This is a genomic window from Streptomyces sp. CB03234, from assembly GCF_001905885.1.
Lineage (GTDB): Bacteria > Actinomycetota > Actinomycetes > Streptomycetales > Streptomycetaceae > Streptomyces.
The window spans coordinates 139104-161266 of the sequence record NZ_LIYH01000006.1 but is presented as its reverse complement, the minus strand read 5'-3'; the positions used below and the strand labels follow the sequence as shown (position 1 = coordinate 161266).

Sequence of the window (22163 nt, the reverse complement as noted above, 5' to 3'; positions counted from 1 at the left end):
CCCCATGACCGTTGCGTTCTTTTCCGGTAAGGCCCGCCGGGCCGGTGTCGCTCTGGGTGCCGTCTCCGCCGGACTCCTCGTACTCTCCGCATGTGGCGCCAAGCCGACCCCGCTCGCGACCGTGACGGTCGGGTCCGACTCGGTCCACACCGAAGCGACCTGCTACAACGACGGCGAAGCGATCAAGGAGTCGCAGATCCAGCCCTGCCTGGACAAGAAGGCCGAGAAGACCATCACCGTCTCGGCGGACGACCGGATCCTCTTCGGTGTCGACCCGGAGATCGCCGAGAACGGCTGGACGCTGTTCATCGGCGGCCAGCGGGCCGAGCAGGAGCCGTACAAGAAGACGTACCGGACGATCCCGGCCAACGCCTTCCTCTCCAGCCAGACCGGTGAGACGGCGAACTCGGCGCAGATCAGCATCGTCGAGACGAGCGGCAAGAAGCTGACGGGCATCTGGCACTTCGAGCTGAAGAAGGAATCCTGACGCTGCGGGTCCTGGTCGTGACGGCGGTGGCGGCGGAGTCGGACTCCGTCACCGCCGGCCTTGCGGGCTTCGTCCCCGTCGGCCCGCCGCGCGTGCTGCCGTCCGGCCACACGCTGACCCACCTGCCCTGGGGAGGGCGGTACGGCGTCCCCGTACCGGGCGCGCCCGCTGACGCCATGGCGCTCGGCGCCCTCGGCCCGGGCGGGACCGACGCGCCGTACGGGGCCGTTGTCGACGTCGTCGCCGTCGGCGTCGGGCCCGCGGCCGCCGCCGTCGGGGCCACCAGTGCGCTCGCCGGCGCCCCGTACGCGTACGACCTGGTCGTCTCGGCCGGCATCGGCGGCGGGTTCGACCCGCACGCGCCGCTCGGGACGGTCGTCGTGTCCGACGCGATCGTCGCCGCCGACCTGGGCGCCGACACGCCCGACGGGTACCTCGCCGTCGAGGAGCTGGGCTTCGGCCGCTCCGTCCACACCCCACCCCCCGGGCTGACCGACCGGATCGCCAAGGCCCTGTACGAGGGCGGGCAGCCGCACGTCGTCGCGCCCGTCCTGACCGTGTCCACGGTCACCGGTACCGCCACCCGCACCGCCGAGCTGATCGCCCGCCATCCCCACGCGGCGGCGGAGGCGATGGAGGGGTTCGGGGTCGCCGAGGCGGCCACCGCACATGGCGTGCCCGTCGTCGAGATCCGCGCCGTGTCCAACGCCGTCGGCCCGCGCGACCGCTCCGCCTGGCGGATCGGCCAGGCGCTGGACTCGCTGCGGTACGCCTTCCAGCTGCTCGGCACCACCGTCTTCCTGGAGGATCTGTGAGGCCCGTGAGGATCGCGTACTCCCCGTGCCCCAACGACACGTTCGTCTTCCACGCCTGGGCGCACGGCCTCGTGCCGGGCGCGCCGGAGCTGGATGTGACGTTCGCGGACATCGACGTGACGAACGGCATGGCCGAGCGCGGTGAGCTGGACGTCCTGAAGGTGTCGTACGCCGCGCTGCCCTGGGTCCTGGACGAGTACGCCCTGCTGCCGTGCGGGGGCGCGCTGGGCCGTGGCTGCGGCCCGCTGGTCCTCACGCGCGAGCCGGACCTGGACCTGGCGGGGAAGACGGTCGCGGTGCCGAGCGAGCGCTCCACCGCGTACCTGCTCTTCCGCCTCTGGGCGGCGGACGTCGTCCCGGGGGGCGTCGGCGGGGTCGTGGTGATGTCGTTCCACGAGATCATGCCGGCCGTACGGGACGGCAAGGTCGACGCGGGGCTGGTCATCCACGAGGCCCGGTTCACGTACCAGGGCTACGGGCTGCACCGCCTCGCCGACATGGGCGAGCACTGGGAGTCCACGACGGGCCTGCCGATCCCGCTGGGCGCGATCATCGCCAAGCGGTCGCTGGGCGCGGACACGCTGAAGCTGCTCGCCGAGTCGGCGCGCGCGTCGGTCCGCATGGCCTGGGACGACCCGGAGGCGTCACGCCCGTACGTACGCGAACACGCCCAGGAGATGGACCCGGCCGTGGCCGATCAGCACATCGGCCTGTACGTCAACGAATTCACGGCCGACCTCGGCGAGGACGGCTACGCGGCCGTGCGCGGCCTGCTGACCCGCGCGGCGGCCGAGGGGCTGGTGCCGCCCCTGGGCCCCGACGCGCTGTCGTTCGCGTAACGGCCGCCCGGCGCCTGCGAAGCAGTGCGGGGGCGGCCGTCAGGACGGAAGTCCGGACTAGACGTCCAGCTGGTCCGCCACCGCCCGCAGCAGGCCGGCGATCTTCTTGCCGTGGACCTTGTCGGGGTAGCGGCCGCGCTCCAGCATCGGGGTGATGTTCTCCAGCAGCGTCGTCAGGTCCTGAACGATCGACGCCAGTTCGTCCGGTTTGCGCCGCTGCGCCGCCGCGACCGACGGGGTCGGGTCGAGGACCGTCACCGAAAGCGCCTGGTCGCCGCGCTGGCCCGCGACCACGCCGAATTCGACGCGCTGGCCGGGCTTCAGGGCGTCGACTCCGGCAGGGAGCACCGACGAGTGCACGAAGACGTCGCCGCCGTCGTCGCGGGAGAGAAAGCCGAAGCCCTTCTCGCTGTTGAACCACTTGACCTTGCCGGTAGGCACGTCTGTCCTCGTCCTCGTACTCGATAAGAAAACTGGCTCTGGATAGCACTACAGCGGGCCGCTCGGGCAGCCCGCCATGACCAAGGCTAATGGTCCAGGGGCTGGTGACAAGACGTCGCCGGTCTGTTCCTCCGGCCAGGGAACTACCCTGGCCGAATGCATAGTGAAACCCCCGCGAGCGGCGCCGCCCCCGGTGACGGCCTCGTCCGGGCCGGCGGGATCGTCTTCATCGTCGGCGCCGTGGCCACTCTCGTCACCATGGCACCACTGTTTCTGGGCACCGATCCGTTCCCGACGATCGCGTACGCGGTCTGCATGCTCATGGGCGTCGGCTTCCTGATCGCCGGCGCCGGCGTGCTGCGCTCGATCGCCGCCCAGCGCCGTCAGGCCAAGTCGGCCGCCCGGCCCGCCCTGTAGGCGTCCCACCAGGCGGGAAAGGCCGTCAGGTCGGGCAGGACGACGTCCGCGCCGGCCGCCCGCAGCTCGTCGGCGTCGCACGGTCCGGTGGGTAGGGAGACGGCGAGCGCGCCGGCCGTGCGGGCGCCGCGTACGTCGCCGGTGTGGTCGCCGACGTACACGCTCGCGCCGTGTTCGCGCAGCGCCTCGGCCTTGGCCTCGGCCCACAGCCAGCCGATCACCGCGTCGGGTTCCATGCCCAGGTGGGCGAGGTGGAGCTTGGCGTTCGGCTCGTGCTTGGCGGTGACGACGACGGCCCGGCCGCCCGCCGCGCGAACGGCTTGAATCGCATCCTTCGCGCCGGGCATCGCGAGGGTCGGCTCGATGGCGTACGTGGGGTAGATCTCGCGGTAGCGGTCGCCCATCTCCTGGATCCGGTCGGCCGGGAACCAGTGCGCGAGCTCCTGTTCGAGGGGTGGTCCGAGGCGGGTGACGGCCAGGTCGGCGTCGATCCACACGCCCGATTCGGCGGACAGCGCCCGGTAGGCGGCGCGGATGCCGGGGCGGGAGTCGATCAGGGTCATGTCGAGGTCGAAGCCGACCGTCGGGGCGGAAGGATGCGAGGCCATGGGGGCCATTGTGCCTGCCGGCCGGTTTCGGCCACCGCCGTCGCGCCTCGGCGACCGGGAGCGGGGCCGCGCCCGGGAGGGGGACGCGCAGCCCAGGACACGACACCCGGGAGCGGCCCCCACGGCACGCCCCCGCGCCGGGACGCCCCGGAGCGCCACGCCGGGCGGGCGGCCCCGGTGGGCGCCCCGCCGGGACGGTGAGCCGACCGCCCGGGCGGCCCCGGGGGGTCACGCGCGGCGGGCGCGCCAGAGGAGGTAGAGGGCCGAGGCGAGGGCGGCGGTGCGGAGGGTCCAGGGCCAGGTGCCGGCGAGCGCGGCGCTCATGGCGTCGCCGCCCGGCGGGATCGGGTCGCCCCAGCGGCCGTCGAGGCGGCCCCACAGCCACACCGCGGCGCCCGCGGCGACGGCGCCCGGCAGGCCGAACACCGCGAGCTTGGCCTGCGCGCGGCTGAGCCGGCCCGTGGCGTACGCGAGGAGCCAGCCGCCGCCGAGGGCGAGCCACGAGCCGAGGACGACGCCGAGCACCAGCAGCACGGCGGCGGCCACCAGCATCGGGTGGCCGAGCCGGAGCCGGGGCAGCGGCAGCCGGCGGCGCGACGGCGCGGGCGCCGGGGGTGCCTCGGGGGCGTCCTGGGCGGGTTCGGTGGCGGCTTCGGCGGCGGCTTCGGCGGCGGTCTCGTCCGGTTTCGGCGGGGGTTTCAGCATGTCGGGGATCTCCACCCCGCCCCGGAACCCCGGCGGCAGGATGTCCCCGCCGAACGCCCCCTCCTGGCCGAACGGCCCCTCCCGGCCGAACGCGCCCTCCTCGACACGCCACCAGTCCGGCTGCTCCACCGACGCGCCGGCCTCGTCCATGCCCGCGAGGTGCGGGCTCCAGGACTCGGCCGCCGCGGGCGGGACGTCCGGGACCTCGGGGCGGCGGCGGAACCGCGTACGGGGTGTGCGCTGCACCGGTACGGCGGGGCGCGCCGGACCGCCGCCGCCGGACGCCGCCGCGCCGACCACCTCGTCCGGCGTGCCGAGGGCGGTGAGAATGCCGCGTACCGCCGCCGGGCTGTCGTCCTTGGCGCGCCGGGTGTCGATCTCGCTGCGCAGCGACGACACGAGCCGCATCCGCGTCTGCGAGGGCAGTTGCCGTTGCTGGGCCAGGTCGCCCACCCGGCTCAGATAGTCGAAGACCAGCTGGTCGCTCTCGATCCCCACCGTCACGACGTTAGCGCGTGCGCAGGGGCTAACGTGGTCCGGATGGGGACCGGTGAGCTCGATCGGGAGGCGCACGTGGCCGCAGGGACCGAAGGTACAGGCGGTACGGCGGCTCCGCGCACCCTCGCGGAGGCCCTGCGGGCGCGCGGCGACGAGGGTCTGGCCGCGCTGCTGCGTGCCCGCCCCGACCTGCTCGTCCCGGTGCCGGGCGACCTGACGCAGCTGGCGACCCGCGCCGGGACGCGCGCCTCCGTCGTGCGGGCGCTGGAGCGGCTGGACCGGTTCACGCTCCAGACGGCCGAGGCGCTCGCGGTGGCACCGGACCCGGCCCCGTATCCCGTGCTGCTCGGGCTGATGGCCGGCGACGAGGGCGACTCGGACGTCGAGGCGGCGCTGCCGCGTGCGGTCGGAATCCTGCGCGAGCAGGCGCTGCTCTGGGGCGACGACGACCGGCTGAGGCTGGTGCGGACGGCCCGCGAGCTGCTGGCCCCGTCGCCGCAGCACCCGTCCCCCACGGGGCTCGGGCCGACGGTCGCGGAGGCGACGGCGGGCATGTCGCCGACCCGGCTCCAGGAGATCATCGCGGCGGCCGGGCTGCCGACGACACACGATCCGGTGTCGGCGGTGGCCGCGTTGACGGATCTGTTCACCGACCGGGAGCGGATGGGCGCGCTGCTGGACACGGCGCCGGTGGAGGCGCTGGGGGTGCTGGACCGGCTGGTGTGGGGGCCGCCGTACGGCGAGGTGTCGGCGAACCCGGCGCCGCCGGTGCGCTGGCTGCGCGACCGGGGCCTGCTGCTGCCGGCGACGGCGCGCACGGTGGTGCTGCCGCGCGAGGCGGCGCTGCATCTGCGCGCCGGGCGCGCGCACCGGACGCCCGAGCCGGTGCCGCCCGCCGTCACGCCCGCCCGCGAGTACCGTCCACAGGTTGTGGACAGTACGGCGGCGGGCCAGGCGTACACCGCGCTGGCGACCATCGAGGAGCTGGCCAAGGAGTGGAACGAGGGCGGGCCGGCCGTGCTGCGCGCGGGTGGCATGTCCGTACGGGACCTGAAGCGGACGGCGGCGGCGCTGGACGTGACGGAGCAGGTGGCGGCGTTCTGGCTGGAGGTGGCGTACGGGGCGGGGCTGATCGCGCCGGACGGCGAGGCCGACGAGCGGTTCGCGCCCACGCCCGCGTTCGACGAGTGGCTCGGCCTGCCGACCGCCGAGCGGTGGGCCCGGCTGGCCGGGGCGTGGCTGTCCGCGACGCGTACGCCGGGCCTGGTGGGCGCCCAGGACGCCAAGGGGCGCACGCTCGCGGCGCTCGGGCCCGACCTCGACCGGGGCGCCGCGCCGGAGGTCCGCCGCCGGGTGCTGACGCTGCTGGCGGGGCTCCCGGCCGGGGCGTCGCCGGACCCGGACACGCTGCTGGCCCGGCTGCGGTGGGAGCGCCCGCTGCGGAACGGGCGGGGCGCCGCCGTGCAGACGGCGGGCGGCGCGGACCTGCGGGCCCGGCTGGCGAGCTGGACGCTGACGGAGGCGGAGCTGCTGGGCGTGACGGGGCGCGGCGCCCTCGCGGCCCACGGCCGGGCCCTGCTGCCGGGCGCGCCGGCCCCGGGCACGGACCACCCGGTGGTGGACCACCCGGTGACGGGCCACGGCGCGGCTCACGCGGTTGCGGGCCACCCGGTGACGGGCCACGGCGCGGACCACCCGGTGGACGGGCGCGGTGCGGGCCACCCGGACAGGGGCGCCGTGCCCGCTGCCGCCGCCGTGCCCGCTCCCGCCGCGCCCGACTCGGAGACGTTCAACGGCCGCCGCCCCGCCCACGCCGCCGTCGCCGCCCACGCGGGCGCCGCCGCGCTCCTCGCGCCGCTGCTGCCCGAGCCGGTCGACCACGTACTGCTCCAGGCGGACCTCACGGCGGTCGCCCCCGGTCCCCTGAAGCGGCCGCTCGCCGACATGCTGGCCGTGGTCGCGGACGTCGAGTCCAAGGGCGGCGCCACCGTGTACCGCTTCACGCCCGGCTCCGTACGCCGCGCCCTGGACGCCGGGCAGGCGGCGGCCGAGCTGCACGCCTTCCTGGCGGCACACTCCCGCACGCCCGTTCCGCAGCCGCTCGCGTACCTGATCGACGACGTGGCCCGCAGACACGGCCACCTCCGGGTGGGTGCCGCCTCCGCCTACGTACGCTGCGACGACGACGCCGTGCTCGGCGAGATCCTCGCCGACAAGCGGTCGGCGTCCCTCCGTCTGCGGCGCGTCGCGCCGACCGTGCTGGCCGCCCAGGCCGACCCGGCCACGCTGCTGGAGGGGCTGCGCTCCATGGGGTTCGCCCCGGCGGCCGAGTCGGCGGAGGGCGACGTCCTGATCACCCGGGCGCACGCGTACCGCACCCCGGCGCGCACGGCGCCCGCGCCGGTGCCGGAGGGCCCGCCGGAACCGGACGTCACGCTGCTGGGCGCCGCCGTGAAGGCGATCCGCGCCGGGGACCTCGCCTCGACCGTCGTACGCAAGGACGAGCCGGCCGGCGCCGCGGCGAACGGCGCACCGCCCCGCACGTCCGCCGCCGAGACCCTCGCGACCGTCCAGGCCGCCGCGATGACCGGCTCGGCGGTCTGGATCGGCTACGTCAACGCCGAGGGCGCCGCCAGCCAGCGCGTCATCGCGCCGGTCCGGGTGGAGGGCGGCTTCGTCACGGCGTACGACCACACCGCCGACGAGGTCCGCACGTACCCGCTGCACCGGATCACGGGCGTCGCGGAACTGGCCGACGCCGACGACCCGACCTGACGTGCCCTGACCCGACCTGACGCGGATCATGCGGGCGGGCGGCGGATTTACCGCCGGTGAGTGACCGATACCCCACTCCCGGGGGACGTTCCGCATTCCCCCGGCGCGGCGCGGGCAGCCACGGGGCGTCCCGAACACGCACCACCGGAAAGAGGTCGTCCATGCGTCGAGTCACCACCGTCCTGCTGACCACCGCCGCGTTCCTGTCCGCGTTCACCGCCCAGGCCGCCGCCGTCGGCATCGATCTCGCGAGCGCCATCGCCTTCTGACCGCCCGCCTTGCGAGGCGACCGGGCCCGCACCGCCACGGACGGTGCGGGCCCGGCCCGCTGCCCCGCAGACGCGAAAGGAACCCGAGATGAGCCGACGTATCGCCCTCGTCCTGGCAGGCGCCGCCCTGCTGTTCACCGCGCCGCTGTTCACCGCCGTCGCCGCCCCGGCCACCGCCACGACGCTGCCGCCGGTCGGGGGCCCGATCAGCGGCCCGCTGACCGACATTCAGGTCGAGGGCCCGCTGTTCACAAGTCCGCTGATCTGAACCGGCCTGGCACCTCACCGGTCACGCACGGACGTGACCGGTGAGCAGCATCGCGAAGAAGACGGCGCCCCCCATGGCCTCCAGCAGCGACAGGTACGCCGCGGTCAGCACACACCCCACCACCCCGAGCCGGACCCGCGCCTGACGGCCCCGCTGCGACCGGTCGATGAACCAGGTACGCCCCACCATCCCCAGCGGCAGCAGATACCCCGCCCACCACCAGGGCCACGTCCCCTCTTCGCGCAGCGGCGCCGAGAAGACGGCCGACAGGGCGAGCGCGAGCGCCGAGAACCCCAGCGGCGGCACCCACCACCGGTCGTCGTGCGGCGAGTACGGCAAGGGCGCCGGGGGACGGGGCGGCAGGAGGTGCGGCGGGAACGGGTTCGGCCGGCTCCGCCTCGCCCGGCTCCGCATCAACCGGCTTCGCATCACCCGGTTACGCATCGCGCTGTTTCGCATGCCCCCACCCCACCGCGCCCGCATTCCCGGCACCAGTGTGCGGCTACTCATGCGCCTCGGCCCGGCCACTCAGGCCGCCGATGCGTAACACTGGATGTTTGGCCACACACCGAGGCCGCCAGGAAAGGGTGAGGCGTGAACGGACCACTCATCGTCCAGAGCGACAAGACACTCCTGCTCGAAGTCGACCACGAGCAGGCCGACGCATGCCGGCGCGCCATCGCTCCCTTCGCGGAGCTGGAGCGTGCGCCCGAGCACATCCACACCTACCGGGTCACCCCGCTGGGCCTGTGGAACGCGCGGGCGGCCGGGCATGACGCCGAGCAGGTCGTCGACGCGCTCGTCGAGTTCTCCCGCTACCCCGTGCCGCACGCCCTGCTGGTGGACGTCGCCGAGACGATGGCCCGCTACGGGCGGCTGACGCTGTCCAAGCACCCCACGCACGGGCTGGTCCTGACCACCACCGACCGCCCGGTCCTGGAGGAGATCCTCCGCTCCAAGAAGGTCCAGCCGCTCGTCGGCACGCGCATCGACGCGGACACGGTCGTCGTGCACCCCTCCGAGCGCGGCCAGATCAAGCAGACGCTGCTCAAGCTGGGCTGGCCGGCCGAGGACCTCGCCGGGTACGTGGACGGCGAGGCGCACCGGATCGACCTGGCCGAGGACGGCTGGGCGCTGCGCCCGTACCAGAAGCAGGCCGTCGAGGGCTTCTGGCACGGCGGCTCCGGCGTCGTCGTGCTGCCCTGTGGCGCCGGGAAGACGCTGGTCGGCGCGGGCGCCATGGCGAAGGCCAAGGCGACGACGCTGATCCTGGTGACGAACACCGTCTCCGCCCGCCAGTGGAAGCACGAACTGGTGAAACGGACGTCGCTGACCGAGGACGAGATCGGCGAGTACAGCGGCACCAAGAAGGAGATCCGCCCGGTCACCATCGCCACCTACCAGGTGCTGACGACCAAGCGGAAGGGCATCTACCCGCACCTGGAGCTGTTCGACTCCCGCGACTGGGGTCTGATCGTCTACGACGAGGTGCATCTGCTGCCCGCGCCCGTGTTCAAGTTCACCGCCGACCTCCAGGCGCGCCGCCGCCTCGGTCTGACCGCGACGCTCGTACGTGAGGACGGCCGCGAGTCCGACGTCTTCTCGCTGATCGGGCCCAAGCGGTTCGACGCGCCGTGGAAGGAGATCGAGGCACAGGGCTACATCGCGCCCGCCGACTGCGTCGAGGTCCGCGTCAACCTCACCGACAGCGAGCGGCTCGCCTACGCGACCGCCGAGACGGAGGAGAAGTACCGCTTCTGCGCGACGACCGCGACCAAGCAGAAGGTCGCGGAGGCGCTGGTACGGAGGTTCGCGGGCCAGCAGATCCTGGTGATCGGCCAGTACATCGACCAGCTCGACGAGCTGGGCGAGCACCTGGACGCCCCGGTGATCAAGGGCGAGACGCCCAACGCGCAGCGCGAGAAGCTCTTCGACGCGTTCCGGCAGGGCGAGATCAGCGTGCTGGTGGTGTCGAAGGTGGCGAACTTCTCGATCGACCTGCCGGAGGCGACCGTCGCCATTCAGGTGTCGGGCACCTTCGGGTCACGCCAGGAGGAGGCGCAGCGCCTGGGCCGGGTGCTGCGGCCGAAGGCGGACGGGCACCAGGCGCACTTCTACTCGGTGGTCGCTCGCGACACGATCGACCAGGACTTCGCGGCGCACCGCCAGCGGTTCCTGGCGGAGCAGGGATACGCGTACCGGATCGTTGACGCGGACGAGCTGCTCGCTCGGGACGTCGACCCGGATCTCAGCGGCGCCTGACGCCGGCTTCCTCCGCGTACTCGCCGAGGACGACGACCCCGAACGCCGCTTCGGTGAACACCTTGATCGCGCGGAGGGCGTTGCCGAGTCGGTGGGCGGGGTGCCGGGTCGCGCCGAGGGCGGTGGCGCCGGGGGCGCTGTGGAGGGTGGCTGCGGTCATGTCTCCATGATGGTTGCCGTATGTGGGCGGTACATCGGTCCCCGGACCGAACCCTGGCGCCGCCCGCGTACGACTCCAGGCATACGGCATCCCCTACGGGTCGGATATTCGGTGGCCCGGCGGATGGCACGTGGCTAGAATCGCCGGCCTTGCCCGCCTCCCCCTCGTGGAGCGCCGCCCTCCGGTCGGAAACCGGTCGGCCCCGCCATCACCCCGCGTACGACCCCGGAGGCTTCGCCGTGCCCGATCCGCTCTCGTCCGAGCGCGCCCACCTCGCCGCCTCGCGCGCCGCCCTGCGCGCCATGCGGGAGGACGTCCAGGCGCTGGACATCCGCGACGTCACCGCGAACTGGGTCAACGCCGCCGTGTTGTCGGCGCAGATCGAGGAGCGGATCAAGGCGCTCGCCGACCTGTCCCACACCCCGCTGTTCTTCGGGCGGCTGGACTACCTGCGCACCACCCAGGAGGGGCAGAGCTTCTACATCGGGCGGCGGCACGTCCATGACGCGGACGGCGACCCGATGGTCGTCGACTGGCGTGCGCCGGTGTCGCAGCCGTTCTACCGGGCGTCGAAGAAGGACCCGCGGGACGTCGCGCTGCGGCGGCGGTTCGGGTACACGGGCGGGGAGCTGACCGCGTACGAGGACGAGCACCTGTCCGACCCGGCGGAGGAGGAGCGGGCGTCCAAGCTGCTCCAGGCGGAGATCGAGCGGCCGCGCGTCGGCCCGATGCGGGACATCGTCGCGACGATCCAGCCCGAGCAGGACGAGATCGTCCGCAGCGGCCTGTCCGGCTCGGTCTGTGTGCAGGGCGGCCCGGGGACGGGCAAGACGGCGGTCGGCCTGCACCGGGTGGCGTACCTGCTGTACGCGCACCGGGAGCGGCTGGCCCGCACCGGCACGCTGGTCATCGGGCCGAACCGGTCCTTCCTCCACTACATCGAGCAGGTCCTCCCGGCCCTGGGGGAGTTGGAGGTCAGGCAGGCGACCGTCGACGACCTGGTCGCGACCCGCGTCGAGGTGCGGGGCGCCGACGAGGCGGCGGCGGCCTTGGTCAAGGGCGACGCCCGGATGGCCGAGGTGCTGCGGCGGGCCGTGCGGTCGCACGTCACGCTGCCGACGGAACCCCTGATGGTGGTGCGCGGTTCGCGGCGGTGGCGGGTGCCGGCGTACGAACTGGAGGAGATCGTCGCCGAGTTGCTCGACCGGGACATCCGGTACGGGGCGGCCCGGGACGCCCTTCCGCAGCGGATCGCCCACGCGGTGCTGGTGCGGATGGAGCAGGCGGGCGAGGCGCCGGACGACCGGGTGCAGGACGCGGTGGCCCGCAGCGCGGCGGTGAAGGCGGTGGTCAAGGCGGTGTGGCCGGCCGTCGACCCGGCGAAGCTGGTGCTGCGGCTGCTGTCCGACGCGGAGTTCCTGGCGGAGCACGCGGACGGGCTGCTGGACGAGGAGGAGCGGAAGGCGATCCTGTGGGCGAAGCCGCCGCGCTCGGTGAAGTCCGCGCGGTGGTCGGCGGCGGACGCGGTTCTGATCGACGAGGCGGCCGACCTGGTGGAGCGTACGCCGTCGCTGGGCCATGTGGTCCTGGACGAGGCGCAGGACCTGTCGCCAATGCAGTACCGGGCGGTGGGGCGGCGCTGCTCGACCGGCTCGGCGACGGTGCTGGGCGACCTGGCGCAGGGGACGACGCCGTGGGCGACGGCGAGCTGGGCGGAGGCGCTGGCGCACCTGGGCAAGCCGGACGCGGTGGTGGAGGAGCTGACGGCCGGTTTCCGCGTGCCGCGCGAGGTGATCGCGTACGCCTCGCGGCTGCTGCCGCACATGTCGCCGGGGCTGGCGGAGGTGCGGTCGGTACGGGAGTCGCCGGGCTCGCTGGAGATTGTCCCGTGCGGGGCGGACGACCTGGCCGCGTCGGTGGTGGCGGCGTGCCGCGCCGCGCTCCGGCACGAGGGGTCCATCGGCCTGATCGCGGCGGACGCGCGGGTTCCGGTGCTGGCGGAGGCGCTGCGGGAGGCGGACCTGCCCTGGCTGTCGCCGGGTGAGGAGACGACGGCCGCGTCCCGGCTGACGCTGGTGCCGGCGTCGCTGGCGAAGGGCCTGGAGTACGACTACGTCGTCATGGACGAGCCGGCGGCGATCGTCGACGGCGAACCGGACGAACGCACCGGCCTCCGGCGGCTGTACGTGGCCCTGACGCGGGCGGTCTCGGGCCTGACGGTCCTGCACGCGGCGCCCCTGCCGGCGCAGCTGGGCTGACGCACGGCCCGGTTCGGTCCTGCGGGGCCGCCCGTGCGCGGGAGCACCCCCCACGGAGCCCCCGGCACCCGGCACCGCACCAACGGGGCCGGCCCGGGGGCCTGGACTGCTACGCCGCCGCCTTGAAGCCGCGCAGGCGGAGGCTGTTGCCGACCACGAACACCGACGAGAACGCCATCGCGGCGCCCGCGATCATCGGGTTGAGGAGCCCGGCGGCGGCGAGCGGCAGGGCGGCGACGTTGTAGGCGAAGGCCCAGAAGAGGTTGCCCTTGATGGTGGCCAGGGTGCGGCGGGAGAGGCGGATGGCGTCGGCGGCGGCGCGCAGGTCGCCGCGTACGAGCGTGAGGTCGCCGGCCTCGATGGCGGCGTCCGTGCCGGTGCCCATGGCCAGGCCCAGGTCGGCCTGGGCGAGCGCGGCGGCGTCGTTGACGCCGTCGCCGACCATGGCGACCGACCGGCCCTCGGCCTGGAGGCGCTTGACCACGTCGACCTTGTCCTCCGGCATGACCTCCGCGTACACCTCGTCGATCCCGACCTCGGCGGCGACGGCGTCGGCGACGGCCCGGTTGTCGCCGGTGAGGAGGATGGGGGTGAGGCCCAGCGCGCGCAGCCGGCGGATCGCCTCGGCGCTGGTCTCCTTGACCGCGTCCGCGACCTCCAGGACCGCGCGGGCCTCGCCGTCCCAGGCGACGGTGATGGCCGTACGGCCGGCGGCCTCGGCCTCGTGCCGGGCGCGCTCCAGCTCGGCGGGCAGTTCGATCGCCCACTCCTTCAGCAGCTTCTCGCGGCCGACCAGTACCGCGTGGCCGTCGACGACGCCCTGGACGCCGAGGCCCGCGATGTTGGCGAAGTCCTCGGGGGTGGGGAGGGTGCCGACGCGCTCGGCCGCGCCGGCCGCCACGGCGCGGGCGATGGGGTGCTCGGAGGCGTGCTCCAGGGCGCCCGCCAGACGCAGTACGTCGGCCTCGTCGGTGCCGTCGGCGGTGTGGACGCCGAGCAGGGTCATACGGCCGGTGGTGACGGTGCCGGTCTTGTCGAGGACGACGGTGTCGACCTTGCGGGTGGTCTCCAGGACCTCGGGGCCCTTGATGAGGATGCCGAGCTGGGCGCCGCGCCCGGTGCCGACCATGAGGGCGGTCGGGGTGGCGAGGCCGAGGGCGCACGGGCAGGCGATGATCAGTACGGCGACGGCGGCGGTGAACGCGGCGGTCAGCCCGGAGCCGTTGCCGAGCCAGAAGCCGAGCGTGGCGAGCGCGAGTCCGATGACGACGGGCACGAAGACGGCGGAGATCCGGTCGGCGAGGCGCTGTGCGGCGGCCTTGCCGTTCTGCGCGTCCTCGACGAGCTTGGCCATGCGGGCCAGTTGCGTGTCGGCGCCGACGCGGGTGGCCTCGACGACCAGGCGGCCGCCGGCGTTGAGGGTGGCGCCCGTGACGGGGTCGCCGACGCCGACCTCCACCGGCACGGACTCGCCCGTGAGCATGGAGGCGTCCACGGCGGAGGTGCCCTCGACGACCGTGCCGTCGGTGGCGATCTTCTCGCCGGGCCGGACCAGGAACCGGTCGCCCACGCGCAGGTCCCCCACCGGGACGCGGGTTTCGCGGTCGCCGCGCAGGACGGTGACGTCCTTCGCGCCGAGTTCGAGGAGCGCCCTCAGCGCCGCGCCCGCCTTGCGCTTGGAGCGGGCCTCGAAGTAGCGGCCGGCCAGGATGAACGCGGTGACCCCGGCGGCGGCCTCCAGGTAGATGTTCCCGGCGCCGTCGCTGCGGGCGATGGTCAGCTCGAAGGGGTGGGTCATGCCGGGCATACCGGCCGTACCGAAGAACAGCGCCCACAGCGACCACAGGAACGCCGCCGACGTACCGACCGAGATGAGGGTGTCCATCGTCGCGGCGCCGTGGCGCGCGTTGGTCCAGGCGGCGCGGTGGAAGGGCCAGCCCGCGTAGGTGACGACCGGCGCGGCGAGGGTCAGGGAGAGCCACTGCCAGTACTGGATCTGGAGGGCCGGGACCATGGCCATGGCGATGACGGGTACGGAGAGGACGACGGCCGTGATCAGGCGCTGCCGCAGCGGCCGCAGCTCGTCGGGCTGCTGCTCTTCGTGGGCCTCGGGTGCCGGGGGCGCGGGCTCCTCGGCGGTGTAGCCGGTCGCTTCGACGGTGGCGATGAGGTCGGCCACCTGGACGCCGTCGGCGAAGGTGACCTTCGCCTTCTCGGTGGCGTAGTTGACGGTCGCGGTGACGCCGTCCATGCGGTTGAGCTTCTTCTCGATACGGGCCGCGCACGAGGCGCAGGTCATGCCGCCGATGGCGAGCTCGACCTCGGCGGCGGGGCCGGGTGTCGTCGTCGTGGGGGTGCTCATGAGTGCTGCTCCTCGGAATCTATACCCCAACAGGGTATGCCGTCTCGATGGGTCCATGTATACCCCCAGGGGGTATCAAGACGCAAGGATCCATCCGCTTGACTTGATACCCCCCGGGGGTACTGTTGGCGCATCGGGACCGAGCCTCTCAAGGAGTCGCCATGAACACCGGAGTGAAGATCACCGCTTTCGCCGCAGCGCTCGCCGCGACCTTCGGCACGGCGTACGGGATCGGCAAGGGCGTCGGCCCGGTCGTCGGCCCGGCCGTCGCGGCGGAGGAGCGGCCGGCCGCGGGGCACGGCGAGCACGACGCGCCCTCGGTCTCCACCGCACCCGGTGGGCTCCAGGTCTCGGAGGGCGGCCACACGCTCACGCTGGAGCCGTCGGCCCTCACCGCTGGGAAGCGGGGCGAGCTGCGGTTCGCCGTCAGGGACGCGCGCGGGCGGGCCGTCACGGCGTACGAGCGGGAGCACGGCAAGGAGCTGCACCTCATCCTCGCCTCGCGGGACCTGACCGTGTACCGGCACCTGCACCCCGTGCGGGGAGCGGACGGCACCTGGTCCACGCCGGTAGAGCTGCCGAAGGCCGGTGACTACCGGGCGTTCGCCGACTTCACGCCCGCGGGCGGGGCGGCCCTCACCCTCGGGGGGGACCTCGCGGTGCCGGGGACGTACCGCCCGGCGGCGCTGCCCGCGCCGAGCCGGGTCGCCGAGGTCGACGGCTACCGCGTCGAGCTCGCCGGGACCCCGGCACCGGGGCGGGCGGGCGAGCTGACCCTGCGCGTCAGCCGGGGCGGGCGGCCGGTCACCGACCTGGAGCCCTATCTGGGCGCGTACGGCCACCTCGTCGCGCTGCGCGCCGGTGACCTCGCCTACCTGCACGTCCACCCGCACGAGGGCCCTGCCGGGCCGGAGGTCTCGTTCACAGTGACGGCGCCGAGCGCGGGGGCGTACCGGCTCTTCCTCGACTTCCGGCACGCGGGGAAGGTCCGTACGGCTGCCTTCACGGTGCACGCGCATTAGGCTGGCCATTGGACTAGACCTGTAGCGAATGGAGCCGTCAGTGAGCAACCGTGCAGTCCTGGAGGTGATCGCCCTCGACGCCGAGGACGCGATCGCCGCACAGGCCGGAGGAGCGGACCGCCTCGAACTGGTCACCGACATGGCCGCGGACGGACTCACCCCGTCCCGCGAGACCTACGGCCGGATCCGTGCCGCCGTGGACATCCCGCTGCGCGTGATGCTGCGCCTGGCCGACGGGTTCGCCGCGGGCGACATCGACGCGCTCGTACGGGTGGCGCGGGAGCTGCGCGAGGAGGGCGCGGACGAGTTCGTCCTCGGTTTCCTCGACGCCGAGGGCCATGTGGACCTGGTCGCCGTCGAGCGGCTGGTCGCCGAGCTGGAGGGCTGCCGCTGGACGTTCCACCGCGCGCTCGACCGGGCGGCCGACCGGGACGCGGCACGCAAGCAGCTCGCCGACCTCCCGGGACTGGACACGTACCTCACGGCCGGCTCGGCGGCCGGTGTCGACGAGGGCCTGCCGACCCTGCTGGCCGAGGCCGCCGCCGCCCGGCGCGGCGAACCGGGCTACGAGCCGCGGCTCCTGGTCGGCGGCGGCCTCCGCCTGGACCACGTGCCGACGCTCCTCGCCGGGGGCGTCACCGCCTTCCACATCGGCGGCGCCGCCCGCCCCTCCGGCTGGTCCGCCCCGGTCTCCCCCACCGCCGTCCGCGCCTGGCGCACGGCGGTCGACGGCCGGGCGTGACGGCAGCGGACCGGGGGCGCACACCCTCAAGTGCGTTTGAGGAAAGGGCCGTTGGCGAGCTTGCGCCAGGCGACGACGACGCGCGTTATGCCACGTGGAGTAATGGGGACATTCACGCTGAGTACGGAAAGCGGCGGATGGTCGTCCGGAACTCGTGACGCCGGACACGGCGTCCGCAAGACGACCCGTCGACGCCGCTCCTGTCGCAGCCGTCATGTACGCCGCACACCGGGCACGTTCCATCGCCCGGTGGCGCAGTCCGCCTTGGGGGGGTGGGGACGGCTACCGCCGAACGCACCTTGTGCGCTCAAAGACGCCGGGAGGCTCCATGACCACACCGCCCAGAGCCCAGAACACCACCGTCACCGCGCAGGCACAGTGCCCACCTGACGAGGCGTGCGGCCACAGCTCCAACCCGCCGTGCGATCCCGCCCCGCAGCCGCCCTGCGACCCCGCGCCGAAGCCTCCGTGCGACCCGCCGCCGGAGCCTCCCTGCGACCCCGCTCCGCAACCTCCCTCCGGTCCGCCCGGACCCCCGGGACCGCCCGGACCCCAGGGGCCGCCCGGACCCCAGGGCCCGCCCGGCTGCACCGGGCGCACCGGCCCTGTGGGCCCCACCGGGCCCGCCGGGGCCACCGGGCCCATCGGCCCCTCCGGACCGCCCGGACCGGAGGGCCCATGCGGCCCCGAAGGACCGCGTGGGGTGGAGGGCCCGGCAGGTCCCGAAGGCCCGCGCGGCCTGCCGGGGCCCACGGGCCCGCAGGGCCCGGAGGGACCCGAAGGACCGCGAGGGGTGGAGGGCCCGCCCGGTCCCCAAGGCCCCCGCGGTATGCCGGGCCCCGAGGGCGCCCAGGGCCCGGAGGGACCCGAAGGACCGCCCGGCAGGGACGGCAGGGACGGGAAGCCCGGCGCCAACGGGCCGGCCGGCGCCGACGGCCGCAAGGGACCCGCCGGGGCTCAAGGCCCTCCGGGACCCCAGGGACCCCAGGGCGATCCGGGACCCTGCGGACCCGCCGGACCGCGAGGACCCCGCGGCCCCAAGGGCGATCCCGGCGACCCGCCCAGCCGGGAGTGCCTGCGCCAGCTCATCAGGGAACACCTCGCCGAAATGGGGTTCTGCGGAACTGACTGATCCGGAACCGGCGTCGAACCCGACAACGGCCCACAGGCACGGTCCTCCACTCCCGTCATCCCGGAGAACCGTGCCTGTCTTTGAGCCGGCGTCAGCCGAACAGGACCAGGTCCGCCTCCGTGGCGCCCGCCAGGTCGTAGCGGGTACCCGTCAGCGGGCGGGCGGCGTAGAGGCGGATCAGGGTCGGCGCCGGGCCCAGGTAGCGGGCCGGGGGGCGTTCGCCCGACGCCGCGCCCAGGCGCAGCGGGTCGTCGCGGTCGTCGAGGTCCGCGTGGAGCGGCACCGTGCCGCGCGCCCGCGTGACCGAGGCCAGGAGGTCCAGCGCCGGGGCGAGCCCGGGGCCCGCGTAGGCTCCCGGCTCGCCGAGGGCCTCCCGTACGTCACCCGCGTGCACCCACTCGCCCAGCGCGATGCCGTCCCGCCGCCCGTCCGGCGCCGCCGCGATGGCCGCGCCCGCCTCGGTCATGCCGCGCTCCAGCTCGTCGACGATCGCCGAGTTGGACCGCTCCGCGCGCTCCGCGATGTCCCGGTCGTTGGCCTCGGGGCTGAAGACGCCCTCCTCGAAACGGTCCTCCACGACCCGCGTCAGCGCCGCCGCGCAGTGCGCCAGGACGTGCCGCACCGTCCAGCCGGGACAGCAGGTGCGTACGGCGAAGGCCGCGTCGGGCAGGCGGCGCAGCAGCGGGATCAGGGCGTCGCGCTCGGTCCGCAGCAACAGCCCGGGCAGCTCGGGGTCACGTACATCGGATACGTCACGTAGATCGCTCATGGCCCCCAGCCAACCGTCCACGGCCCGCCCTGGCAACGGGCCGCACCCGGCACAATGACCCCATGGCGCCCCTCCCCGCTCACCCCGCGCACGACGACCTCCGCCGCCGCTGGCGGTCGGCCGTGATCAAGGCCCTCGACACGGACGACTGCGTTTTCTCGCCCTTGCGGTACGCCGACGACCTCCTCGCCCGCTGGGCCGAGCCGCAGCGCCGCTACCACACCACCGACCACCTCCTCGCCGTCCTCGACCGCGTCGACGAGCTCGCGGACCACGCCGACGACCCCGACCTCGTACGCCTCGCCGCCTGGTTCCACGACGCCGTCTACCTCCCCGAGCGGTCCACCAACGAGGAGCGCAGCGCCCGCCTCGCCGAGCGCGCCCTGCCCGAGCTGGGCATCGACCAGGCGCGTACGGCGGAGGTCGCCCGCCTCGTCCGGCTGACGGTCACCCACGACCCGGCGGACGGCGACCGCAACGGCGAGGTGCTGTGCGACGCGGACCTGGCGATCCTGGCCGCCGCGCCCGACGCGTACGCCGCGTACGCCGCCGCCGTACGGGAGGAGTACGGCTTCGTACCGGACGACGCGTTCCGGGAGGGGCGGGCCGCGGTGCTGCGGCAGCTGCTGGGCCTGCCGTGCCTGTTCCGTACGCCGCACGGGGCCCGGGAGTGGGAGGAGAGGGCCCGCCAGAACCTGACCACGGAGCTGAAGCTGCTGGAGACCTCGGGAATGTAAGGCACACCGACCGCGTTGACCCCTGGCATGCCCTCATCCGCCGTACGTGAACGCGCCCGCATGCCCCTGGCCGTCTACATCCTGGGCCTGTCCGTCTTCGCGCTCGGCACGAGCGAGTTCATGCTGTCGGGTCTGCTGCCACCCATCGCGGACGACATGGACGTCTCGATCCCGAAGGCCGGGCTGCTCATATCCGCCTTCGCGATCGGGATGGTGATCGGCGCGCCGCTCCTCGCGGTCGCCACGCTGCGGCTGCCGCGCAAGACCACGCTCATCGCGCTGATCAGCACGTTCGGCGTCGGGCAGCTCGTGGGCGCGCTGGCCCCTTCGTACGGGATCCTCTTCGCGTCCCGCGTGGTCAGCGCGCTGGCGTGCGCCGGGTTCTGGGCGGTCGGCGCGGCCGTCGCCATCGCGATGGTGCCGGTCGGGTCGCGCGCCCGCGCGATGGCCGTGATGATCGGCGGGCTGTCGATCGCGAACGTCCTCGGCGTCCCGGCCGGCGCGTTCCTGGGCGAGCACCTGGGCTGGCGGTCCGCGTTCTGGGCGGTCGGCGCCGCCTCGGCGATCGCGCTGGTCGGCGTGGTGACCCTGATCCCCCGCATTCCGCTCCCCGCCGAGAAGCCGCGGCTGCGGCGGGAGCTGACGATCTACCGCGACCGGCAGGTCTGGCTCGCGGTCGCGGTCACCGCCCTCGCGGCGGGCGGCGTCTTCTGCGCGTTCTCGTACCTGGCGCCGCTGCTCACCGACGTGGCCGGCCTCGACGCCGGCTGGGTGCCGACCGTACTGGCCCTCTTCGGCATCGGCGCGCTGATCGGTACGACGATCGGCGGCCGGGTCGCGGACGCGCACCTGTTCGGGGTGCTGCTCAGCGGCATCACGGCGTCGACGCTGTTCCTGGGGGCGCTCGCGGTGTTCGCCTCCAGCCCCGTCGCCACGGTGATCCTCTCCTTCCTCCTCGGCGTCTCGGCGTTCTACACCGCCCCGGCCCTCAACGCCCGCATGTTCAACGTGGCCCGCGCCGCCCCCACCCTGGCGGGCGCGACGACGACGGCCGCGTTCAACCTCGGCAACACCGGCGGGCCGTGGCTCGGCGGCACGGTCATCGACGCGGGCCTCGGCTTCGTCTCCACGGCCTGGGCGGGCGCGGCGATGACCCTCCTGGGCCTCGCGGCGGCAGCCGTCGCCCTGCGCCTGCACACCTCGACGTCCCGCGTGGTGACCGGGTCGGCCACATCGGCGGACCACGAACCCACCCGGTCCACGCATTCACCCGGTCCGGCGCGGAAGTAACCGGGTAGCGTCATGCAGAGAGGTGACGAGGAGCGGCCGCCCGTTCCTCCGGCGGAAGGACGCGACACAGTGAGCGAACATCCCATCCAGCCAGTGGCACCGGCGGAGCCGCCGCCGATGAGGACCCTCGGTGAGGTACGAGCCGCGCTCGCCGCCGGACTTGGCTTTCCCGGCGACCTGGCCCGCATGGAGGCGGAGCTCGCAGCGACGCTGGACCGGGTCGACTACACCGACCTTCGCGAGGTCTCCGACATCATCGCCTCATATCGCGGCCACGTGCTGACCCGGTGCGACCCGGGATTCGACGATGCGGTCGCTGAGGGGATCGAACTGGCACGCGCCCTAAAGCAGCAGGAAGGTCACCGTTGACCGAGCATGCGGCCGTCGTGGAAAGCACGCACACGGCGCGCAAACGGATCGACGAACTCGGCCCCGAGGCGGCGGCTGCCGTCGAGGAACTGCGAGCCGAGCTTGAGCGGACGCCAGGCCTCGGCCGCCGGGTCCGTGTCCTCACCGACCGGGCGGAGGTCTGGGTGACACGGATCGAGCCGCGCTCCGGGCTTCCCGCTCTCTCCGTCACGTACGTGCAGATCCAGCATCCTCCGCCGCCGACCGGCGCGATCGTGTCGGTGGTACCGGACGACGGCGCCGCCGAGAACGCCTGAGCCGCCGCCCCGTACCCCTCAGGGAGACGCCCGCCGCTTCGGGCGCCGCAGGCCGGACTGTTTGAGCCGGCGTACGAGTTCCTTGGAGCCGATCTCGACCGCGCCCGCCGCCACCGCGTCCGCGTACCGCTCGGAGGGGACGTCGTAGTGGTCGCCGTCGAAGGCGCGGGGCGGGGCGCCGATGAGGGCGGCGAAGGCGTGGAGCTCGTCGTAGGACACGTCGCTCACCATGTGGGACCACATGCGGCCGTGGCCCGGCCAGTTCGGCGGGTCGATGTAGACCGTCACGTAAGGCCGCCGACCCGTGCCACGACCACGCCCGCCTTGCCGCACACCCAGTGCGGGTCGGGGCCCAGCTCCGGTTCCACTTCCAGCGCGTGCGGGTCGCCGGTGGTGCACACCGGGCACAGCGGCCAGCGGCCGTACCGCTCCAGCAGCGCGTCCTGGACGTCCTGGGCGACGAGCCCGGCGACGTACTCCATGCCCTCCGGCCACTGCTCGACCCACCAGCGCCGGTGCGTCACCGCGTCCTCCACGAGCGACACGACCTCCGCCTCGGCGACGTTCCGCGCCATGAGGTCGGCGAGGACCAGGGCCCGCGCGGCGTGCAGGGTCTGCTCCAGGGGATCCACGGCGTCCATG

General features: G+C 74.2%; 23 protein-coding genes. 14 read left to right on the top strand and 9 right to left on the bottom strand.

Annotated elements, in window-relative coordinates; all coding sequences use genetic code 11:
- Nucleotides 1–4: 4 nt before the first annotated feature.
- The 3 genes from AMK26_RS26440 to AMK26_RS26430 are packed head-to-tail and all read left to right on the top strand — an operon-like array spanning nt 5 to nt 2141.
- Nucleotides 5–487 carry a DUF2771 domain-containing protein gene (locus AMK26_RS26440; protein WP_073757269.1) on the top strand — a complete coding sequence of 161 codons (483 nt, stop codon included), beginning with the start codon at nt 5–7 and terminating at the stop codon, nt 485–487.
- 2 nt (nt 488–489) lie between these two features.
- Nucleotides 490–1302, top strand: coding sequence for a futalosine hydrolase (locus AMK26_RS26435; protein ID WP_073757268.1), 813 nt, complete (start codon nt 490–492; stop codon nt 1300–1302).
- Between the two features lie 11 nt (nt 1303–1313).
- Nucleotides 1314–2141 carry a 1,4-dihydroxy-6-naphthoate synthase gene (locus AMK26_RS26430; protein WP_073757809.1) on the top strand — a complete coding sequence of 276 codons (828 nt, stop codon included), beginning with the start codon at nt 1314–1316 and terminating at the stop codon, nt 2139–2141.
- 57 nt (nt 2142–2198) lie between these two features.
- On the opposite strand, the gene AMK26_RS38430 is transcribed toward AMK26_RS26430, so the two are convergent.
- Nucleotides 2199–2582 (bottom strand): cold-shock protein, encoded by a 384-nt coding sequence (locus AMK26_RS38430; protein WP_031073201.1) that lies wholly within the window; start codon nt 2580–2582, stop codon nt 2199–2201.
- Nucleotides 2583–2738: 156 nt separating this feature from the next.
- On the opposite strand from AMK26_RS38430, the gene AMK26_RS26420 reads away from it, so the two are divergent.
- On the top strand, nt 2739–2999 hold the full coding sequence (locus AMK26_RS26420) for a hypothetical protein (RefSeq protein ID WP_073757267.1): 261 nt from the start codon (nt 2739–2741) through the stop codon (nt 2997–2999).
- On the opposite strand, the gene AMK26_RS26415 is transcribed toward AMK26_RS26420, so the two are convergent.
- Both AMK26_RS26415 and AMK26_RS26410 read right to left on the bottom strand, forming a co-directional pair.
- Nucleotides 2966–3607, bottom strand: coding sequence for an HAD family hydrolase (locus AMK26_RS26415; RefSeq protein ID WP_073757266.1), 642 nt, complete (start codon nt 3605–3607; stop codon nt 2966–2968). The genes AMK26_RS26420 and AMK26_RS26415 overlap by 34 nt on opposite strands.
- A 228-nt stretch (nt 3608–3835) precedes the next feature.
- A complete protein-coding gene (locus tag AMK26_RS26410) occupies nt 3836–4810 on the bottom strand; it encodes a hypothetical protein (protein ID WP_073757807.1) in 975 nt (324 codons plus the stop codon).
- A gap of 42 nt (nt 4811–4852) precedes the next feature.
- Between AMK26_RS26410 and AMK26_RS26405 the strand changes: the two genes are divergently transcribed.
- Both AMK26_RS26405 and AMK26_RS26400 read left to right on the top strand, forming a co-directional pair.
- Complete coding sequence (locus AMK26_RS26405) at nt 4853–7585, top strand: helicase C-terminal domain-containing protein (protein ID WP_073757265.1); 2733 nt, start codon at nt 4853–4855, stop codon at nt 7583–7585.
- A gap of 357 nt (nt 7586–7942) precedes the next feature.
- A complete protein-coding gene (locus AMK26_RS26400) occupies nt 7943–8122 on the top strand; it encodes a hypothetical protein (RefSeq protein ID WP_073757264.1) in 180 nt (59 codons plus the stop codon).
- A 21-nt stretch (nt 8123–8143) separates the two neighbouring features.
- Here the strand turns inward: AMK26_RS26400 and AMK26_RS26395 are convergent, their stop codons facing one another.
- The gene (locus AMK26_RS26395; RefSeq protein WP_143608632.1) at nt 8144–8461 is read right to left on the bottom strand and encodes a hypothetical protein; all 318 of its coding nucleotides are present in this window, start codon (nt 8459–8461) and stop codon (nt 8144–8146) included.
- Nucleotides 8462–8716: 255 nt separating this feature from the next.
- Here AMK26_RS26395 and AMK26_RS26390 point away from each other — a divergent pair, with 255 nt between their 5' ends.
- Entirely contained in the window at nt 8717–10384 is a 1668-nt protein-coding gene (locus AMK26_RS26390) for a DNA repair helicase XPB (protein ID WP_073757262.1), read from the top strand.
- Here AMK26_RS26390 and AMK26_RS37425 read toward each other — a convergent pair.
- Entirely contained in the window at nt 10371–10544 is a 174-nt protein-coding gene (locus AMK26_RS37425; protein WP_198944165.1) for a hypothetical protein, read from the bottom strand. The two genes, AMK26_RS26390 and AMK26_RS37425, sit on opposite strands and share 14 nt — an antisense overlap.
- A gap of 302 nt (nt 10545–10846) precedes the next feature.
- On the opposite strand from AMK26_RS37425, the gene AMK26_RS26385 reads away from it, so the two are divergent.
- Complete coding sequence (locus AMK26_RS26385; RefSeq protein WP_079277857.1) at nt 10847–12802, top strand: HelD family protein; 1956 nt, start codon at nt 10847–10849, stop codon at nt 12800–12802.
- A 109-nt stretch (nt 12803–12911) separates the two neighbouring features.
- Here the strand turns inward: AMK26_RS26385 and AMK26_RS26380 are convergent, their stop codons facing one another.
- The gene (locus AMK26_RS26380; RefSeq protein ID WP_073757260.1) at nt 12912–15164 is read right to left on the bottom strand and encodes a heavy metal translocating P-type ATPase; all 2253 of its coding nucleotides are present in this window, start codon (nt 15162–15164) and stop codon (nt 12912–12914) included.
- A gap of 161 nt (nt 15165–15325) precedes the next feature.
- On the opposite strand from AMK26_RS26380, the gene AMK26_RS26375 reads away from it, so the two are divergent.
- The gene (locus tag AMK26_RS26375) at nt 15326–16186 is read left to right on the top strand and encodes a hypothetical protein (protein ID WP_073757259.1); all 861 of its coding nucleotides are present in this window, start codon (nt 15326–15328) and stop codon (nt 16184–16186) included.
- A gap of 40 nt (nt 16187–16226) precedes the next feature.
- Nucleotides 16227–16928 carry a copper homeostasis protein CutC gene (locus tag AMK26_RS26370; RefSeq protein ID WP_073757258.1) on the top strand — a complete coding sequence of 234 codons (702 nt, stop codon included), beginning with the start codon at nt 16227–16229 and terminating at the stop codon, nt 16926–16928.
- Between the two features lie 1223 nt (nt 16929–18151).
- On the opposite strand, the gene AMK26_RS26360 is transcribed toward AMK26_RS26370, so the two are convergent.
- Complete coding sequence (locus AMK26_RS26360) at nt 18152–18829, bottom strand: maleylpyruvate isomerase family mycothiol-dependent enzyme (protein ID WP_073757256.1); 678 nt, start codon at nt 18827–18829, stop codon at nt 18152–18154.
- Nucleotides 18830–18891: 62 nt separating this feature from the next.
- Between AMK26_RS26360 and AMK26_RS26355 the strand changes: the two genes are divergently transcribed.
- The 4 genes from AMK26_RS26355 (at nt 18892) to AMK26_RS26340 (ending at nt 21521) form a co-directional block, all read left to right on the top strand.
- Nucleotides 18892–19566 (top strand): HD domain-containing protein, encoded by a 675-nt coding sequence (locus tag AMK26_RS26355; RefSeq protein ID WP_073757255.1) that lies wholly within the window; start codon nt 18892–18894, stop codon nt 19564–19566.
- Between the two features lie 60 nt (nt 19567–19626).
- Nucleotides 19627–20856 carry a Cmx/CmrA family chloramphenicol efflux MFS transporter gene (locus AMK26_RS26350; RefSeq protein ID WP_073757805.1) on the top strand — a complete coding sequence of 410 codons (1230 nt, stop codon included), beginning with the start codon at nt 19627–19629 and terminating at the stop codon, nt 20854–20856.
- 69 nt (nt 20857–20925) lie between these two features.
- Nucleotides 20926–21225, top strand: coding sequence for a hypothetical protein (locus tag AMK26_RS26345; RefSeq protein ID WP_143608629.1), 300 nt, complete (start codon nt 20926–20928; stop codon nt 21223–21225).
- Nucleotides 21222–21521 (top strand): hypothetical protein, encoded by a 300-nt coding sequence (locus AMK26_RS26340; protein ID WP_073757253.1) that lies wholly within the window; start codon nt 21222–21224, stop codon nt 21519–21521. The genes AMK26_RS26345 and AMK26_RS26340 overlap by 4 nt, the downstream gene beginning before the upstream one ends.
- Before the next feature lie 18 nt (nt 21522–21539).
- Here AMK26_RS26340 and AMK26_RS26335 read toward each other — a convergent pair whose 3' ends face one another.
- The gene (locus AMK26_RS26335) at nt 21540–21809 is read right to left on the bottom strand and encodes a DUF4031 domain-containing protein (RefSeq protein WP_073757252.1); all 270 of its coding nucleotides are present in this window, start codon (nt 21807–21809) and stop codon (nt 21540–21542) included.
- Nucleotides 21806–22162, bottom strand: coding sequence for a hypothetical protein (locus AMK26_RS26330; protein ID WP_073757251.1), 357 nt, complete (start codon nt 22160–22162; stop codon nt 21806–21808). Before AMK26_RS26330 ends, AMK26_RS26335 begins: the two co-directional genes overlap by 4 nt.
- Nucleotide 22163 lies beyond the last annotated feature (1 nt).

Bases quoted from the DNA above. Each gene is read 5' to 3' on its own strand.
- AMK26_RS26380 (WP_073757260.1), bottom strand. From the start codon at position 15,164: ATGAGCACCCCCACGACGACGACACCCGGCCCCGCCGCCGAGGTCGAG.
- AMK26_RS26400 (WP_073757264.1), top strand. From the start codon at position 7,943: ATGAGCCGACGTATCGCCCTCGTCCTGGCAGGCGCCGCCCTGCTGTTC.
- AMK26_RS26350 (WP_073757805.1), top strand. From the start codon at position 19,627: ATGCCCCTGGCCGTCTACATCCTGGGCCTGTCCGTCTTCGCGCTCGGC.
- AMK26_RS26440 (WP_073757269.1), top strand. From the start codon at position 5: ATGACCGTTGCGTTCTTTTCCGGTAAGGCCCGCCGGGCCGGTGTCGCT.
- AMK26_RS37425 (WP_198944165.1), bottom strand. From the start codon at position 10,544: ATGACCGCAGCCACCCTCCACAGCGCCCCCGGCGCCACCGCCCTCGGC.
- AMK26_RS26415 (WP_073757266.1), bottom strand. From the start codon at position 3,607: ATGGCCTCGCATCCTTCCGCCCCGACGGTCGGCTTCGACCTCGACATG.
- AMK26_RS26375 (WP_073757259.1), top strand. From the start codon at position 15,326: ATGAACACCGGAGTGAAGATCACCGCTTTCGCCGCAGCGCTCGCCGCG.
- AMK26_RS26420 (WP_073757267.1), top strand. From the start codon at position 2,739: ATGCATAGTGAAACCCCCGCGAGCGGCGCCGCCCCCGGTGACGGCCTC.
- AMK26_RS26360 (WP_073757256.1), bottom strand. From the start codon at position 18,829: ATGAGCGATCTACGTGACGTATCCGATGTACGTGACCCCGAGCTGCCC.
- AMK26_RS26405 (WP_073757265.1), top strand. From the start codon at position 4,853: ATGGGGACCGGTGAGCTCGATCGGGAGGCGCACGTGGCCGCAGGGACC.
- AMK26_RS26330 (WP_073757251.1), bottom strand. From the start codon at position 22,162: ATGGACGCCGTGGATCCCCTGGAGCAGACCCTGCACGCCGCGCGGGCC.
- AMK26_RS26385 (WP_079277857.1), top strand. From the start codon at position 10,847: ATGCGGGAGGACGTCCAGGCGCTGGACATCCGCGACGTCACCGCGAAC.
- AMK26_RS26355 (WP_073757255.1), top strand. From the start codon at position 18,892: ATGGCGCCCCTCCCCGCTCACCCCGCGCACGACGACCTCCGCCGCCGC.